Origin of the sequence: Occultella gossypii, from assembly GCF_019947135.1 — a bacterium.
Classification (GTDB): Bacteria; Actinomycetota; Actinomycetes; order Actinomycetales; family Beutenbergiaceae; genus Occultella; species Occultella gossypii.
The window spans coordinates 124,307-141,238 of sequence record NZ_JAGSHT010000002.1 but is presented as its reverse complement, the minus strand read 5'-3'; the positions used below and the strand labels follow the sequence as shown (position 1 = coordinate 141,238).

Here is a 16,932-nt window from a genome sequence, read left to right as displayed (position 1 = left end):
CCTCCTGGGTGCCGCCCGGTCAGCCCTGCGCGAGCTCGGTGGTGATGGCGGCGTCCGCCTCCGCCTTGAGCCGCCCGAGCATGTCGTCGACCGAGATCTCGCCCAGGCGCAGTTGCTGGGTCAGCGAGCTCCGCAGGTTTGCGATCTCGGTCAGAGCGGTCGTGATCGTGGTGACACTCATCTGGATGTCGTCGGCGAAGGCGACCTGGGTGAGCGCGTCGGTGTCGAACAGGTCCTCGTAGTCGTCGCCGAGGAGCCTCGGGAACAGCGCCTCGGCTGCGGCGCCCTGCCCGGGGCCGAGGCTGGAGGGGACCTTGCCTGCGGTCTGCATGAACTCCGAGCCGTCCTGGAGCCAGAACTGGACGAAGGTCTTCGCCGCCTCGGGGTAGGACGTGTTCGCATTGATCTGGACCGCGTCCTCGTAGGAGCCGGTGTTCCACTGCTGCCCGCCGCGCTCGAGGTAGGGCATCGGACGGAACGTGGTCCTGAAGTCGTGCGGGTAGTTCTCGAGGTCCTTGACGAACCGGAGAGTGGCCGGGTTGTCGAGATAGAACGCGTGCTGCCCGCCGAGGAAGTAGGACTGGGCGTACAGGTCGACCCGCTGGGCGAGCACCTGCTCCATCGGGAACAGCGTGCCGTCCTGCTCCATCGCCAGCTCGAGATCGAACTGCTGCTTCCAGATCGGCAGGTCGAAGCTCGACGACTCGCCACCGGCAGCGAACTGGGAGTCCCCGCCGAGCTCCATGCCGGCGAGCGGAAGCGACTTGTAGGTCGCCGACTCCGCGAAACCACCTGCGGTCAGCTCGGTGGCGATCTCGTGGAACTCCTCGATGGTCCAGTCGAACGGCACATCGATCCCGGCCGCGTCGAGCATGTCCTGGTTCAGGTAGACCAGGTACGGGTTGTAGACGGTCGGGATCGCGAAGAGCTTGTCGTCGAACAACGCGGTGCGCTGCGGGTCGCTCGAGGTGAACGGCTCCGCCTCGGGCATGCTCTGCGCCAGTTCGGTCAGGTCCAGGGCGTAGCCGGCCTCGGTCCGGCGGGCGACCGCGGCCGCACCGTAGGAGAAGAACACGTCGACCGGCGCCCCGCCCTGCAGCGAGGTGTCGAGCTTGAGGTTCCCATCGGTGTTGTTGGGGAACTGCTCGTAGTTGACCTGGATGTCGGGGTACTTGGCAGCGAAGGCATCGAGGAGCTCCTGGACGCCACGGTCGAGTGTGATGGCGCCCCAGACGTTGATGACGCCGGACTCCGCGGAGCCCTGGGTCTGCGCGTCGCCGCCGGACGGACTGTTGCCGCAGCTGGCCACCAATGCGGTACCGGCGGCGGCGAGCGAACCCGTGAGGACGCTGCGGCGGCTGAAGGTGCGGTCTCCCATGCTCATGATGAACCTCTTTGTCTCGTTGTGAGCGGTGCTGATGTGAAGCGTTGGGCGGGCTCGGGTGAACTCACCAGGTGCCGGCGCGGAACTGTTCGTCGGCGCGCGTGAAGTACTCGCGGAACAGGTCGAGCTCGTTCGGGTCGTACGGGCGCAACGTGGGCCGGAACAGGTCGTGCTGCCACTTCGTGAAGTCGTAGTGGTCGCCCTGTCCGTTCGCCCGGCGGGTCCAGATGGCTTCCCATGGCTCGTACGTCTGGCTCTTGCCGGCGACGAAACCCCAGTTGTAACAACCGACCCGCTCGAGGTAGTACAGGGGCAGGTGGGTGGCGACGTCGTTGCCCTGCATGCGGTGCAACCACTCCGTGTTGAGCAGCGGCCGGTTCTCGCGCTTGAGGACCTCCAGGACCTTGATCGAGTTGTTGTAGCCCGTGTAGTCGTGGAATGAGATGACGTCCGAGAGGTCCATCGCCACCTGCTCGATCTCAGCCAACGGCTCCCCGTTCACGCCGACCCGCCAGGGGCCGGAGGTGAGCGGCTGGATCGGGTCGTGCGAGCGGGCGACCTCGAAGAAGCGCACCATGTGCGGCAGGCTCATCGAGTCCCGGCGGCCGTTGCCCGGCTCGTTGAACAGGTCCCAGATCCCCACGCGGCGGTCCTTGGCGTAGGTGCCGACGACCTGGTCGACCATCTCGACGAACAGGGCTGCCATCTCCGGTTCGTCGAGCAGGCTGTAGCCCGGCTCGTCCAGCACGGCATGCGGCGACCGCGCGATGCCGCCGTGGTAGCCCCAGTCGACCGGCTGCGGGCCGAGCACCGGCTCGCGGAAGAACTTCTTGGGCACCATGCAGTCGTTGCCGAACGCAACCATCGTGTCCAGGCCGTGCTGGTCGGCGATCGTCAGGAAGCGCTCGAAACGTGCCATCACTCCGGCCCGGTCCTGGAACCAGACCTCGAACGGCAGGATGATGCGCAGCGAGTTGAACCCACTCTCACCGGCGAGCGCGAGCTCCCGCTCGAAAGTCCGCTCCTTCTCGTCGTGGTCGAGTTCCTGCCACATCTCGATGCGATTCACGCAGTCGCTCGAAACGTAGTTGAAGCCGCGGATCCAGGGGCGGCCTCGGTACCAGTCCCAAGCGCGCTCGGTGGTCCATCGGGTCATGGGTGATCTCTCCTCAGTAGGTGGTGTGTCCGGTCCGATGCCGGAGGGGTTCGTAGGAAGCCGAAAGGCTGCCCGTGCCGGTCAGCGGGATGTGGTGACGGTGAACCAGGACGCCGGATCATCGATCTCGACCCCGATGTTGGAATCGACCACAGGCTCACCACCTGGCTCACCGTCGGTGTACAGAAGTCCTGCGATCGCGTATTCGTCCATGGCACCGGAGAGCAGCGATGCCGAGAAGTCGAGCTCCCAGGCCGCGCTGCCGGTGCCGTCGATGACCAGAGCGGTACAGCCGACGGAGCGGCTCGAGACAGATACGTAGCCACCACCGATGAACCGTGCCAGTCCGTCAAGGCCGGCCGTGCCCAGGGCGAGGCGATACCGCACGTCCGGGCGGCGTCGCGACGCGATGAAGACCTCACTTCGACCGCCGGCATCACCGTTTCGCTCGACCCGGAGCAACATCCGACCTGCATCACGCCCTGCCCGGATACGGACCTGCGACGGACCGTCGCTGCCGATCAGCAGATCGTTCTCGCTGCTCGGCCAGAGGTGCCCACCGCCGTGGCCCGCGCTGGCGATGCGCTCGGCCGCCAGCGTCCGGTTCAGGTGCAGCGTCCCGATCATCAGGGCGTTGCCGGTGGGGCGGGCGTACGCCATCGACGCCAGCAGCGTCTGCGGCCCGGTGACGTTGACCATGCCCCAGTAACCGGTGCCAGGCAAGAAGGAGACGGCATCCCCGAACGTTCGCGCTTCGCGATCGCCCAAGCGGAGCATCTGGCGGCTGTTCACGTTGTAGGCCACCACGGTCTCCCCGGTTGGAAACTGCGCCAGATACGGTGCGGCGCCGAGCCAGACGTTGTCGGCTCGGTCGGTGGGGCCCGTCTCGTCCATGTCCAGCGCGTCCGGCCAGTTGTCCTGGGTGTAGGCGAACGAGATCATGTAGGCACCGCTCTCCTGCCGGGATTCCATCGCGAGGGCGATCTGCCCGTGCGGTCCGGTCTGAAGCGCGCTCGGCATCTGGTCGGTGATCATCTTCACGCCGTCGGCGTTCGTGTGGGTGTACTGCTGGGCCACCCGATCGGCAGCGAACGGGTGGGACCGGACGTCGGGTGTCCAGGTGGCGCCGTCGTCGAAGGACCGGATGATCGCGACCCCACTGCAGTGTCTGGTGGCCTCCACGGCGATCTTCGGAGCGGTGTGGCTGAAGTAGATCTGCACCTCTCCTGAGGAGAGTTGACCGATGTACGGCTCCCAGTTCGCACCGACGTAGATCACCTCCTCTGAACCCCAGGTGATCCCGTGGTCGGTGCTGCGCCGCAGCATCAGACCATCGACGGTCATGTCGTGATAGAAGAGATGGTTCGCGCGGAACGAGCAGACCGCCAGCACGTCACCATTGGCGAGCACCACCGTGTCAACCGTGGAGTAGCACTGGTCGTCGGTACCGTCGAGGATCGGGTGGGAGGCGAACAGGAGTTGCGGCGCGGACCAGTCGGCCAGGTCCGTGCTGGTGGTCCACAGGATGTTCCAACCGATCTTCGCGTCCTGATAGGTCAGCAGGTAGCGGCCGTCGCTCATCGTGCGGATACGCGGGTAGGTGGCCACGTCCGTGCCGAGGAAGTCAGCCTCGAGTTGGACATAGCGATGGCGGTCGAACTCCAGCGATGCCTGGCCACCCGGCTCGGGCCGGTCCGTCGGCGCGGCAGCATCCGGGTCCGCCCAGGCGCCGGCTGCGGAACCGGCGAACGTGGCCGCCGTCGCGGCCACCACAGCTCCTCCCAGCAACTGCCTACGGCTCACATCGTGTGTCTTGCTCATTTTCTCCACCTCTTCGTGTTGTGAATCGAGCGCTATACCTGGCGAGTCATGCTTGCGGCGGCGATCGGCGTCAGCAGGGCCGACGCCGCGCCGGGGCTCCTACCAGTCGGCAACGCTGCCGTCGCCGCGGAACAGCCGTGGAATGGTCACGGGGAACGGTGGGTGGGAGCGACAGACGTCCTCATCGAGCTCGATGCCCCAGCCCGGCCCGGTCGGCAGGGGCAGGTAGCCGTCCTCCATCACCAGGGGCGTGGTGATCACCGACTCGCTCCACCGACCGGCCAGGACCCGCTCCTGGATCAGGAAGTTGGGGGCGACGGCGTCGAGGTGCAGCGAGATCGTGGTCATCACCGGGCTCATCGGGCCGTGCGGTGCGATCCACGCGCCGAAGGTGTCCGCGAGCGAGGCGATCTTGAGCGCCTCGCCGAATCCGTGACAGTGGGCGACGTCGGGCTGCACCACCGAGATGGCGTCGGCGCGCAGGTACTCGGCGAACTCCTCCTTGCGGGCCAGTCGCTCGCCGGCCGCGATCGGGAGGTTCGCAGCGCGCGCCACGCGAACCGTGTCGCTCACGCGGGTCGGCTGCACGGGCTCCTCCAGGAAGAAGAAGTCGTGGTCGGCGAGGACCCCGGCGATCGCGATCGCCTGGTCGACGTCGTAGCGGCCGTGCCCGTCCAGCATCAGCAACACCTCAGGTCCGACGGTGTCCCTGATCGCACCCGCGACCGTCGCGATGTGATCGATCAGTTCCCGGTCCCGCACCGGCCAGGACGGCAGTGCGAGGCTGAGCTTCAGTGCCCGGTGCCCCTGCTCGACGGCGGCGCCGGCACGCTCTCCGATCTCGACCGGGTCGAGCGACCCCTGGGTCCAGCCGTTGACGTAGTACCGAATCCGGTCCCGGCTGGCGCCGCCGACCAGGCTGTACACGGGTGCATCGAGGACCTTGCCGAGGATGTCCCAGAGCGCGAGCTCGACCCCGGCCACGGCGCTGCCCTTGATCACCCCGCCCTGCCAGAACTTCTGCCGCATCATCACCTGGGTCAGGTACTCGATGCGTCTCGGATCCTCGCCGAGCAACAGACCCTCGAGGTCGGTGATCATGCCCCGAACCGCGTTGTCGTGGCCCTCGAGCGTGGCCTCGCCAAGGCCGGTGAGGCCCTCGTCGGTGTGCACCAGAACGAACATGAAGTTCCGGTCGGTCAGCTTCCCGTTGCCGGGCATCCGTGATCCCACGGACAAGGTCTCGATGCTCGTGATCTTCACGAGCGGGCTCCTTCGCGCATGAATCGGGACAGTAGGCCCATGTACGTTTCTGTGTCAAATCACACACGTCGAGCGTCAATCAAGCACCAGTCGCGCAACGGCGAAGGATAGTTGGCGGCTTTTTCGCACAGATTCGCACAACATGACGCGTTCGGCTAACATCAGCGACAGAGTCCACTGCGGCACTCACGGAAGAGGGACGATGACCGACGGGGCACTGCTCGCCGACGAACGCCGGCTGCTGATCCTGGCCAGACTGCGGGAGCAATCGGTGGTGCGCGTGCGCGATCTCGCCGAGGAGTTCAAGACCTCTCAGATGACGATCCGTCGCGACCTGGTCGCCATGGATGCCGAAGGGCTGCTGCGCCAGGTCCATGGTGGCGCCGTGCTCGCCCGTGAGAGCGCGCCCTCCCCCGGGTCCACACCGAGAGGGCTGGGCCACGTCGGGATCGTGGTGCCGACGGCGAACTACTACTTCGCCACGATCATCAACGGCTGCAAGGAGACGATCTCCGACGCGGGCGGGACGGCCTCGGTCATGGTGTCGGACTTCGACATGGCGCGCGAGCGTGCCCTGTGCGAACAGTTCGTCGCGACCGGCGCCCGGGCGCTCGTGTTCGCGCCGACGTTCACCCAGGACACGGCGGCCGATGTCGCGGAGTGGTTGTTCGACCTCCCTATCCCGGTCGTCCTATTGGAGCGGGACATCGCCGATCCCGCGACGGGCCGCGCCATGTCCTCGGTCCGGACGGCCTACGAGAAGGGTTGGGAGACGAGTCTGCGGCACCTGCGGACGCACGGGCACGGACGTGTTGCCCTGGTCACCCACGGGTTGCGCCAGGTGGGTGTCAACCTGACCACGACGTGGCACCAGGCCGCCCGGGACGCGGGCTACGACCCGGAGAACGCCCTCTTGCTCGCCGATCCCCGAGTGACCGGGGCACCGGCCCAGGAGGTCCTCGACGAGATCGTCGACTGGATCGCTGACACCGGCGCCACCGGGGTGATCAGCCACTGCGACCAGGCCACCCTCGGCATCGTCCAGACGATACGGGCGAGGGGCTGGCGCATCCCTGAGGACCTCTCGATCGTCACCAACGAGGACCAGATCGCACAGCTGACCGATCCGCCGTTGACGTCCAACTCCCCGGTCAAGCTCGCCGTCGGCCGCACCGCCGGGCGCATGGCACACGACCTGATGACCGATACGACCGCCTCGATCCAGCACGTCCTGTTCCAGCCGAACCTCACCGACCGCGGCTCCTGCGCGGCGCCGGCCGTCGACCGGACGGTGCTCCGGCCGGTCTGACGGCCCGAGGGGTCAGGCCGGCGGAACCGGGTAGCCGCCCGCACCCGCATCGCGGTGGATCGGGCCACTCATGCCCGCCAAAGGAAGACCCGACCCGCCCGCGCGCGTCGCGACCACGTGAGCCATGATCGACAACGCGGTCTCACGAGGGCTGCGGCCGGCCAGGTCGAGCCCGACCGGTGAGTGCAGCCGGGCGAGGGCGTGCTCGTCGAGGCCGCGTTCGCGGAGGCGGTCGAGGCGGTCGGCGTGGGTGCGGCGTGAGCCCATCGCCCCGACGAAGCCGAGGTCGGCGCCGAGCGCGACCTCGAGCAGCGGCTCGTCGAACTTCGGGTCGTGGGTCAGCACGAGCACAACGGTACGGGCGTCGACCCGGCCCGCGGCCAGTTCCCCGGCCAGGTAGCGGTGCGGCCAGTCGATCACGACCTCGTGGGCATCCGGGAACCGCACGCGGGTGGCGAAGGCCGACCGCGCGTCGCAGAGCGTCACCTCGAAGCCCAGGAAACCGCCGATGGACACCACGGCGGCGGCGAAGTCGGTGACCCCGGCGACGATCAGTCGCGGGGGCGGCGCGACAACCTCGACGAGCACGCGGATACCCACGCCCTGCCGGGATCCGTCGAGCCCGTAGGTGAGCTCCGCCGTCCGACCGGTCTCGAGCACGGCCGCTGCGTCGACCACCAGAGCCGCGTCCAGCCGGGCCGACCCGGTCGCCCCGGTCGCCCGGCCCATGTCGTCGACACTCAGCAGGGCGCCCTGACGCGTCACCGCGCCCTCGGCACCGTCGACCACGGTGGCCAGGGCGGTGGCGCGTCCGGCAGCCACGGCAGCCGCGAATGCCGTCAGCGCGACCGCAGCGCCGCCACCGTCGTCGGCTCGTGCGGACGCATCGCCCGGCTCCACCCGCTGGACGAGCACCTCGATCGTCCCTCCGCAGGTGAGCCCGACGGCGCCGGCCACCTCATCGCTGACGCCGTACCGCACGAGGCGAGGAACGCCGTCGGCCAGGACCTCGCCCGCGAGGGCGTGGACGTCCCCCTCCACGCAGCCGCCCGAGACCGACCCGACCACGGACCCGTCGGAGCGCACGAGCATCCGCGCCCCACTCTCGCGGGGCGCCGAGCTCCAGGTGGAGACGACCGTGGCGAGCGTGAACGGTTCCCGCTCACGCACGATCGCGTCGAGGACGGCGTCCATCAGGCCTCGCGCGCCGCCCGCGCCCGGAGCCGGGGCAGGATGTGCTCGGCGTAGCGCTCGATGAAGGCGGCCTGGTCCGCGCCCGGGTCGTGGAACACGAGGTGCGTGAAGCCCATCTCGACGTAGGACCAGATCGCTTCGGCGTGCTCGTCCGGGTCGTCCGAGACGATCCATCGGCTCGCGGTCCGCTCGACCGGGAGGGCGTCGGAGAGCCGTTGCATCTCGACCGGGTCCTCCACGCCGGTCTTCTCCTCCGACGTCAGCGCGAGCGCGCCCCAGTTCCGGGTCGCGTCCATGGCGCGGGCCCGGTCGGTGTCGAAGGACACCTTCACCTCGATCGTCAGGTCCAGGTCCGCGAGGGTCCGCCCGGACTTCGCGGCGCCGTCGGCCAGCGCCGGCAGCAGCGTCTCGGTGTAGAGCTCGCGACCCTTCCCGCTGGTGCAGATGAAGCCGTCGCCGAGGCGGCCGGCCAGGCGGGTGGCCGACGGGCCCGAGGCCGCGATGTAGATCGGCACCGGGGCCTCTGGCAGGTCGTAGATGGTGGCGTTGCGGGTGCTGTAGTAGCTGCCCTCGATCGTCACCCGCTCACCGGCCCAGAGCGCCTGGATCAGCGTGATGGCCTCCTTGAACCGGGCGAACCGCTCCTTGCCGTCCGGCCATTCGAGACCGAGCGGTGACTCGTTCATCGCCTCGCCGGAGCCGACGCCGAGGATCACCCGGCCGGGGGCCAGACAGCCGAGCGTCGCGAACGCCTGCGCCACGACGCCGGGGTGGTAGCGCAGGGTCGGGGTCAGCACACTCGTGCCGAGGAGCACCCGCTCCGTGCTGGCCGCGGCCGCACCGAGCCATGGCAGCGCGGCCGGCGCGTGGCCGCCGTCGTGGCGCCACGGCTGGAGGTGATCGCTGACGAAGACCGAGTCGAAGCCGGCCTGTTCGGCGAGCACGGTGTACTTGAGCAGGTCGCGGGGGGCGAACTGCTCGGCGGAGGCCTTGTAGCCCAGGCGCAGCATGGTTTCCCTTCGGGGGTCGGGTGGGTCGGGGTAGGTCAGGCGGTGCCGAGCTCGGCACGGATCACGTCCCGCACGAGCGCACGCACGCGCTGGCGGGCCTGCTGGGTGCCGGCAGCGATGTGCGGCGTCAAGAACACGTTGTCCAGGTCCAGCAACGGGCTGAACGGTGGCAGCGGCTCGGTCGCGAACACGTCCAGCGCCGCGGCCGCCGGGCGGCCGGCCCGGAGCGCGTCGACCAGCGCGGCCTCGTCGACGAGTTCGCCGCGCGCGGCGTTCACGAGGACGCTGCCCTCCCGCATGCCCGCCAGGCGGGCGGCGTCGAGCAGGTGCCGGGTGCCGTCGGTGAGCGGTGCGTGCAGGGTGACCAGATCGCTCGCGGCGAGCAGCTCGTCCAGGTCCACCTGGGTTGCCCCCTCGGTGTCCGAGGCGGTCAGCGGTCGCGGGTCGCTGCACAGCACCCGGGCGCCGAAGCCGCGCACCCGTCGGTGCACGGCGCGGCCGATCGCGCCGAAGCCGACGATCCCCACGGTCATGGCGCCCAGTTCCCGGCCCAGCGGGCGGGCGTGCCAGCCGTCGCTGCGCAGGTCCCGGTCGGCGCCGACGCCGTCCCGGAGGGTGGTCAGCATGGCCAGCAGGGTCCAGTCCGCGACCGCCTCGGCGTTGTAACCGGGAGCGTTGACGACCCGGATGCCCGCGGCCGCCGCGGCGGCCAGGTCCACGACGCCGTCGAGTCCGACGGCTGGGTGCACGAGCAGCCGGCAGCGCCACATCCGCGCCAGGACGGCGGCGTCCAGGGGGTAACGCCGCGCCGCGTCGCCGACCACGATGTCCGCGCGTTCGAGGTCCGGCAGGACCTGCGCGAGCGGGGCACCTTCGGCGAGCACCACCTCGACGTCCCCGGCCCCCACGACCCAGGACTCGACCAGATCGCGCGGGTAGCCGGACAGGCACACCAGCACGGTGCTCGGTGCGCCCACTGAGCCCGTGGTGCTCATGCGCCGATCCCGACGACGCGCTCGGCGACCACGCTTGCCCGATCGATCGCCATGCCGAGACCGGGCTCCGTGGGCGCGGCGATCCTGCCCCGGACCGGACGAACCGGCGCGGCGAGGAAGTGCTGGTACATCGGCATGAGCCGGTCCAGGTACTCCATCTGCGGGATCAGCGCCGGCGAGGCGGCGAACGAGACCGCGGCGTTGCACTGCAGCGACTGTCCGTGCGGGATGAGCTGCCCGCCGGCCGCGCTGATCAGGGCCATGATCTTCGTGGTCTCCGAGATCCCGCCGTCCCAGTGCGGGTCGGGCTGGTAGAGGTCGAGAGTGTCGGTGGCGATCAGGTCGGCGTAGCCCCAGCGCCCATACTCGTGCTCCCCGCCGGCGATCCGGACGCCGGCGGGCAGGCGGCCGCGCAGGGTCCGGTAGCCGGCCGCCTGGTCCGCCAGCAGCGGCTCCTCGATCCAGGCCACGCGCAGGTCCCGGGTGGCCTGCGCGACGTCGAGGGTGAACGGCACGTCCCACCCGCTCCACGCGTCGAGCATGATGTCGACGTCCGGACCCGCCGCGTCCCGCACGGTGCCGACGAGCTCGACGACGGCATCCACCCCGGCCCGCCCGTCCTCGGGGCCCCACCGCGGGAACCACTTCAGGCCGCGGTAACCCTGTGCGACCAGGTCGGCGGTGCGCGCCGCGACCCGCTCCAGGTCGAGGCTCTCACCCAGCGTGGACACGTACGCCGGGATGTCGGTTCGGGTGGGCCCGCCGAGGAGCACGTGTGCGGGCACCGCGAGGTGCTGGCCGCGAATATCCCAGAGGGCGCAGTCGACGGCCGAGAGCGCCACCATCCCGGCTCCGCGGCGGCCGTGGATCGAGGAGCGGTACAGCACGTCCCAGATCCGCTCGGTCGCGAGCGGGTCCGCGCCGAGCAGCAGCGGCCGGAGCGAGCGCGTGATGATGAACGCCTGCTCGCCGGACAGCTGCGCGGTGCTTCCGACCAGGCCGGTGTCGGTCTCGATGTGCAGGAACGTCGAGCGGATCTCGTAGCGCCCCGGGGCCACCTCGGGGAACTCCTGCGCACCGGCTGCGCGGAACTCCGGGTACACGTCGCTCGGGCGGCGCAGCCGGTCGGCGAAGATCGGCTCCGGGGCGTCGATGTGCCCCACGTACTCGACGCACCTGACGTCGGTGATGATCACGGGGTGTCCTCTCGGTCGGTGCGTGCGGGGGCCCGGCGCGCGAGCACCGGTGCGAGCCCCATGATGCCCACGACGGCGACGGCGGCCGCACCGGCGAGCAGTGCACCGTCACCGCTCCAGGCGGTACCGGCCGCGAAACCGAGCACGGACGCCCCGGCTGCGGTGCCACCGTCGAACGCCGCGTTCCAGACCGCGCTCGCGGTGGGCGCGTCCGCCTCGGGCACGGCCTTGTAGCTCAGGTCCAGCAGGACCGTCTGCATGCCGCCGTAGGTGAGTCCGAACAGGGCGGCACCCACCATGAGCGTGGCCACGGTTCCTTCCGCGAGGCCGTGCGCGGTCAGGATCAGGCCGGCGACGCCCACCACCAGCAGCAGCGGGTACAGACCGCGGTGCCCGATCCGGTCGGTGAGATGGCCGATCCGCCACCGGGCCACCATCCCGACGGCCCCGTACACGAGCAGCGCGGTCCCGGCCGTGGCGCCCGCGGGCAACTGGAGCGGCAGGATCGTCACCAGGCCTCCCCCGGCGGCCGTGACGGTCAGCAGCACCGCGGCCGGGATCAGCAGTGGAAGCAGCACCCGCCGCCAGGAGCCGGATCCGCTCACCGGGCCACCGAGCGGGGTGCGGGAGACGGGGTGGGCCGCGACGAGCGCCACCACCGGAACGAAGCCGAGCGTCGCGACGACGGGGAAGGACCCGCCCAGGGTCAGCGCGGCGCCGCCGGCGATGCCGAGCATCATCGGGACCGCTGCGGCCAGGCCGAAGATACCGATCGCCTCGCCGCGCCGGTGCGCGGGGGCGGCGCGCGGGATCGCGAGCGCGCCGACGACCGTGACGAGGGCGAACCCGACGCCCCGCACGGCGGAGATCGCATACAGCGCCCACAGATCGGTGCCGAGCAGGTACAGCGGCGACGGCAGGCCGAGCAGCAGACATCCCACGATCAGCAGCGTGCGCGTCGAGTACCGGCGCATGAGCGTGGCCGAGCCGAGTTGGACGAGCACGGTGACGCCGAGCATCACGCCGGTCACGGTGCCGACGACGGTGTCCGCGTGGCCCTGCTGGGCCGCCCAGGCCGGCAGGGCGGCGAGCGTGATGGAGAAACTGGTCAGGCCCGCGAAGCACAGCACGAAGACCGCGCGGATCTCCTCGATCGCCCACAGCGACCCGGGGCGGGTGGCGGCGACGCTCATCCGGTCACCTCGTGGACGGGGCCGGAACGGTCGACGGCGGTGCGTGCCACGAGACGTCCGGCTCGCCAGACGAGCCGCTCGGCCGGGGCGAGGGCGACGGCGTCGCCCACTGAATCGGCTCGGATCGCGACCAGGTCGGCCCGCGCGCCGGGCACCGGGCCGGCCGGTGGCCGGCCGATGACGGCGCGGGCCTCGGCGCCGATCATCGACCAGGCCCGCTCCGGGCTCTGGTGGGCCGCGGTGACGGCCAGGGACGCGGTCTCGAGCGGGTCGAGCCGGCCGGCCGGGTTGAACGGGTCGCGCACGTTGTCGCCACCTGCCGCGACGCGCACCCCCGCCGCCAGCAGGGCGTCGACGGCGGTCAGGCCCCGGGGCCGGGGCCAGGTGTCCCGGCCCTGCAGGTAGAGGTTCGTCGCCGGCAGGGTCACCACGGACACCCCGGCTGCGGCGACCTCGGCGGCCACGTCGGCGACGACGTCAGGGTCCTGGAAGCCGAGTGAGACGCAGTGGCTCGCGGTGACCGGCACGCCCGACTGCGGGGCGAGGACGGCGAGGCGGCGCAGCAGCAGCATGGAGGGGTCGGAGGTCTCGTCGATGTGCAGATCCACGGGCACGCCCCGCTCGGCCGCGACCGCGACGCACTCCTCCAGCGCGGCGACCGGGTCCGCCTCGTTCGACGGGTTGCCGCCCACGGCGTCGGCGCCGGCGTCGAGGGCGTCGGTGAGGCGGTGCCGGTGGACGCGCCACGTCTCCCCCACCCCTGGGCCGCCCACGTGCGCGACCAGCTCCAGGTCCACGAGGTCCCGCAGGTCCTCCCGCACGGCCACGAGCGACGCCACCGCACGCACCCCGAGGAGGCGGCCGCACCCGACGTGGCTACGCACCGCCGTCGTCCCGTTGGCGACCAGGGCACGCAGCGCGCGCCGCGCGCGGGACTGCACGTCCGCATCGGTCGCGTCCGCGAGGATCGTCTGATAACCGGCCATCGCCCCGGCGAGGGTGCCGTCACCGGTGGGTACCCGATCCGCGGTGAACACCTTGTCCAGGTGCGCGTGCGGCTCGACGAACGCCCCGGCGAGCAGGTACCCGGTCAGGTCCGTGCTCGAACCGGCAGGTCCGTCGTCGCCCCTGTCCGGCGAGCCCGCCGGGAGCACCGTGGCGACCTGCTCACCCTCGATGCGCACGTCGACGCGTTCACCGGAGGCCAGGTGCGCCCCGAGCAGGAGATGTGCGGTCATTCAGCCCTTCACCCCGCCGCCCGCGATCTGGGTGACGTACCGCTGCAGATAGCCGAAGATGGCGAGCACCGGGATCATCACGAGCACCCCGGCTGCCAGGAGACGGCCCCAGTCGGTGGTGAACTCCCCGATCAGGGAGTTCAGGCCGACGGACAAGGTGCGCTTGGCGTCGGTGTCGATGAACGTGTTGGCATAGAGGAACTCCTCCCACACCTGGATGATCGTGAACACCGCCGCCGCCATCACGCCGGGCATCGCCGGTGGCAGGACCACCTGCCACAGCGCCCGGAACCGGGAGCAGCCATCGATGAAGGCGGCCTCCTCGGTCTCCACCGGGACCGCCATGAAGTAGTTGCGCATCAGCCAGATGCAGAACGGCAGCGCGAACGAGATGTAGACCAGGATCAGACCGGTCAGCGAGTCGAGCAGGCCGAGGGTCTTGACGGTGATGAACAGCGGGATCGCGAGCATGACCGCCGGGAACATCTGCGCGGCAACGACGATGAGCAGCATGCCGCGGTTACCGATGAACGTGAACCTGGCGAAGCCGTAGCCGGCCAGGATCGCGAGCAGCAACGCGATCGTGGTCGTGGCGGCCGCGACGATCACGGAGTTCAGGAAGTACGTGAAGAAGTTCGTGTCCGCGATCTTCTCGAAGTTGCCGAGGTAGAACCCGCCGGGCAGCAGGCGTTTGTCGACTCCGTTGAGCTCCATCGGGGTCTTGAACGCGGACAGCACCATCCACGTGAACGGCAGCAGGGTGCCGAGCAGCAGCAGGATCGCGAACGCGTGGGCGCCGGGCGAGGCGTACCGCCGGTCCCGGCGGCGCGGGCGTGTGGTCCTGGTAGTCACCGCTTGTCTCCCTTACGTCCCTCGACCACGTAGAAGTACACGACGGCGACCGCCATCATCATCACGAAGATGATCACGGAGATGGCCGCGGCCTTGCCGAAATCGAACTCGGTGAACGCGGTCCGGTAGGCCATCGTGGTCAGGATCTCCGTGGCACCCACGGGCCCGCCGCGGGTGAACAGCCAGATGCCGTTGAAGTTGTTGATGGCGCCGGAGATCGTGGTGAGCGTGACCAGCGCGAGCGAGGTGCGGATGCCGGGCACGGTCACGTTCCGGAACCGCTGCCAGGCGTTCGCACCGTCCATCATCGCGGCCTCGTGCTGCTCCGGCGGGATCTGCTGCATCCCCGCGAGCAGGATCACCGCGGTGAACGGTGTCCACTTCCAGGCGCTGATCAGGACCAGGACACCGAGCACGAACCGGGTATCGGCGAGCCAGACCGGCGGGTTCTCCCAGAGCCCGGTGCCGCGCAGCACCTCGTTGATGGGGCCGGAGACCGGGTCCAGGAGGAACCGCCAGATCAGCGCGACCAGCACGGTCGGCACCACCCAGGGCACGATCAGCGTGGTCCGGATCGCACCCCGTGCGAACAACTTCTTGTTCAGCGTGTTCGCGATGACGAGCCCGAGGCCGACCTGCACGATGAGCGCGGCGCCGGCCCAGACCAGGGTGCGACCCATGACGACCCAGAACGCAGGGTCGCGGAAGAGTCCGGTGAAGTTGTCGAACCCGGCGAACGTGTCCTGACCCGGCGCGAGCAGGCTCGCGTTCAGGAAGCTGGTGCCGATCGCGTTGAACACCGGGTACCCGATGATCAGTGCGATGGCCACGAAGGCCGGTCCGATGTAGAGGATCGGCGCCAGGCGTTGCCTACGGACGCGCTGCCTGCGCGCGTGGGCTGCTTGCTCCGGCGACGTGCGCGGGCGCTCAGTGGTGATGGTTGCCATGGTCTTCCTGGCTCGGGTCCGGAGCCGGTCGCCGCTCGGGTAGGGCGACCGGCTCGGTTGCGGACTAGCTGGAGAGCTTCTGATTGGTCTCTTCTGCGGCGGCGGCCAGGGCGTCGGCGGGGGCCTGCTGTCCCTGGATCACCGCGTCCCACATGTTGGCCATGACACCCCACTCGATGTCGCCCCAGACGGGCAGTGCCGGGCGGGCCCTGGAGACCTCCATCTGCTCGACGAACACGAGCCGGTCGGGGTCCTCGGAGGCCCAGTCGGAGTCGATGACGTCCCGGCGGCCCGGGATGTTGCCGGTGTCCTGGATGTAGGGCATCTGGTCGGAGGCGGTCAGCCAGTTGACCAGCTCCCAGGCCAGATCGCTCTGGCCGGAGTTGTGCCCGACGCTGATCGTCGCCCCGCCGAGGATGGACGCCTGCTCGGCGCCGCCGGGCAGCGGTGCCACCGCCCAGTCCAGGTCCGGGTTTCCCTCGACGATGGGCGCCGTGCCCCAGGGCCCGATCGCCATCATGGCGCAGCGACCCTGGACGAACGGGGCCACGTACTGGTCCCAGCTGGCGTTGGACCCGACGAACTCCGGCGGCGCCACCTTGTCTCCGACCGCGAGGCCGGCATAGAACGCGAAGGCCTCCTGGCCCAGCTCATCGGCGAACGTCGCGGTGGTGAGGTCGTCGCTGAGGATGGTCCCGCCGTTCTGCCACAGCCATGGCCAGAACAGGAACGCACCCTGGCCCTGGGCGCCCATCATGTACCCGTACTGGTCCCCGCCGGTGAGCTCGATCGCGGCATCACGCAGCTCGTCCCACGTGGTCGGCACCGCGATGCCGGCGCCGTCGAGGAGCTCACGGTTGTAGTAGAGGCCCACGTTGTTCGTCGTGTACGGGAGCCCGAAGAGGCTGCCCTCATAGCTCGAGCTGGCGAGCAGCTCGTCGCCGAAGTCGCCGGTCACCGAGCTCGCCTGGTCCGTGACGTCGGCGAGCACCTGCGCGGCCGCGAGCTGCGGGACCGAGGACACGTCCACGATCGCCACGTCCGGGCCGGACCCACCGCTGCTCGTGGTGGTCAGCTTGGGGACGAGGTCCTGCGTGGGGATGCCCTGGACGTTCACGGTGACGCCGTTGGCCTCACCCCACGCCAGGACGGCGCGCTGCAGGCCCGAGTCCGAGTCACCGGCGATCGCCGCGTTGGCCCAGAGCTCCAGGGTGCCACCACCGCCGGAACCGGAGCCGCCGCCGGTCGGGTCGTCACCGCCGCCACCGGAGCCGGTGCCGCAGGCGGCGAGGGTGAGGCCGGACGCGACGCCGCCACCGATGGCGAGCAGTTGACGGCGGCTGAGGCGGGGAGAGGAAGTGCTCATGTTCTTCG

14 protein-coding genes are annotated in these 16,932 nt (G+C 70.1%); 1 reads left to right on the top strand and 13 read right to left on the bottom strand.

What is annotated here, in order from left to right:
- Window positions 1-19: 19 nt before the first annotated feature.
- From KCQ71_RS01735 to KCQ71_RS01720, 4 genes are all read right to left on the bottom strand, one after another.
- Window positions 20-1,384, bottom strand: coding sequence for an ABC transporter substrate-binding protein (locus KCQ71_RS01735; protein ID WP_223402173.1), 1,365 nt, complete (start codon window positions 1,382-1,384; stop codon window positions 20-22).
- A 64-nt stretch (window positions 1,385-1,448) separates the two neighbouring features.
- Window positions 1,449-2,540, bottom strand: a complete 1,092-nt coding sequence (locus tag KCQ71_RS01730) for a glycoside hydrolase 5 family protein (RefSeq protein WP_223402171.1) — start codon at window positions 2,538-2,540, stop codon at window positions 1,449-1,451.
- 81 nt (window positions 2,541-2,621) lie between these two features.
- On the bottom strand, window positions 2,622-4,361 hold the full coding sequence (locus tag KCQ71_RS01725) for a sialidase/neuraminidase family protein (protein ID WP_223402170.1): 1,740 nt from the start codon (window positions 4,359-4,361) through the stop codon (window positions 2,622-2,624).
- A 99-nt stretch (window positions 4,362-4,460) separates the two neighbouring features.
- Entirely contained in the window at window positions 4,461-5,624 is a 1,164-nt protein-coding gene (locus KCQ71_RS01720) for a mandelate racemase/muconate lactonizing enzyme family protein (RefSeq protein ID WP_223402168.1), read from the bottom strand.
- 202 nt (window positions 5,625-5,826) lie between these two features.
- Between KCQ71_RS01720 and KCQ71_RS01715 the strand changes: the two genes are divergently transcribed.
- Window positions 5,827-6,933, top strand: coding sequence for a substrate-binding domain-containing protein (locus tag KCQ71_RS01715; RefSeq protein ID WP_223402166.1), 1,107 nt, complete (start codon window positions 5,827-5,829; stop codon window positions 6,931-6,933).
- 12 nt (window positions 6,934-6,945) lie between these two features.
- On the opposite strand, the gene KCQ71_RS01710 is transcribed toward KCQ71_RS01715, so the two are convergent.
- The 9 genes from KCQ71_RS01710 to KCQ71_RS01670 form a co-directional block, all read right to left on the bottom strand.
- Window positions 6,946-8,127 (bottom strand): XdhC family protein, encoded by a 1,182-nt coding sequence (locus tag KCQ71_RS01710; protein ID WP_223402164.1) that lies wholly within the window; start codon window positions 8,125-8,127, stop codon window positions 6,946-6,948.
- Window positions 8,127-9,137: a glucose-6-phosphate dehydrogenase (coenzyme-F420) gene (gene fgd / locus KCQ71_RS01705; protein WP_223402162.1), complete on the bottom strand. Its 1,011-nt coding sequence runs from the start codon at window positions 9,135-9,137 to the stop codon at window positions 8,127-8,129. The genes KCQ71_RS01710 and fgd overlap by 1 nt, the downstream gene beginning before the upstream one ends.
- 35 nt (window positions 9,138-9,172) lie before the next feature.
- Window positions 9,173-10,132, bottom strand: coding sequence for a 2-hydroxyacid dehydrogenase (locus KCQ71_RS01700; RefSeq protein WP_223402160.1), 960 nt, complete (start codon window positions 10,130-10,132; stop codon window positions 9,173-9,175).
- Window positions 10,129-11,328: an enolase C-terminal domain-like protein gene (locus KCQ71_RS01695; protein ID WP_223402158.1), complete on the bottom strand. Its 1,200-nt coding sequence runs from the start codon at window positions 11,326-11,328 to the stop codon at window positions 10,129-10,131. The genes KCQ71_RS01700 and KCQ71_RS01695 overlap by 4 nt, the downstream gene beginning before the upstream one ends.
- Window positions 11,325-12,521: an MFS transporter gene (locus KCQ71_RS01690; protein WP_223402156.1), complete on the bottom strand. Its 1,197-nt coding sequence runs from the start codon at window positions 12,519-12,521 to the stop codon at window positions 11,325-11,327. The genes KCQ71_RS01695 and KCQ71_RS01690 overlap by 4 nt, the downstream gene beginning before the upstream one ends.
- Window positions 12,518-13,759: an amidohydrolase family protein gene (locus tag KCQ71_RS01685; RefSeq protein WP_223402154.1), complete on the bottom strand. Its 1,242-nt coding sequence runs from the start codon at window positions 13,757-13,759 to the stop codon at window positions 12,518-12,520. The genes KCQ71_RS01690 and KCQ71_RS01685 overlap by 4 nt, the downstream gene beginning before the upstream one ends.
- A complete protein-coding gene (locus KCQ71_RS01680) occupies window positions 13,760-14,611 on the bottom strand; it encodes a carbohydrate ABC transporter permease (protein ID WP_223402152.1) in 852 nt (283 codons plus the stop codon).
- On the bottom strand, window positions 14,608-15,558 hold the full coding sequence (locus KCQ71_RS01675; protein ID WP_223402150.1) for a carbohydrate ABC transporter permease: 951 nt from the start codon (window positions 15,556-15,558) through the stop codon (window positions 14,608-14,610). Before KCQ71_RS01675 ends, KCQ71_RS01680 begins: the two co-directional genes overlap by 4 nt.
- 64 nt (window positions 15,559-15,622) lie before the next feature.
- Window positions 15,623-16,924, bottom strand: a complete 1,302-nt coding sequence (locus KCQ71_RS01670) for an ABC transporter substrate-binding protein (RefSeq protein WP_223402149.1) — start codon at window positions 16,922-16,924, stop codon at window positions 15,623-15,625.
- Between the last annotated feature and the right edge of the window lie 8 nt (window positions 16,925-16,932).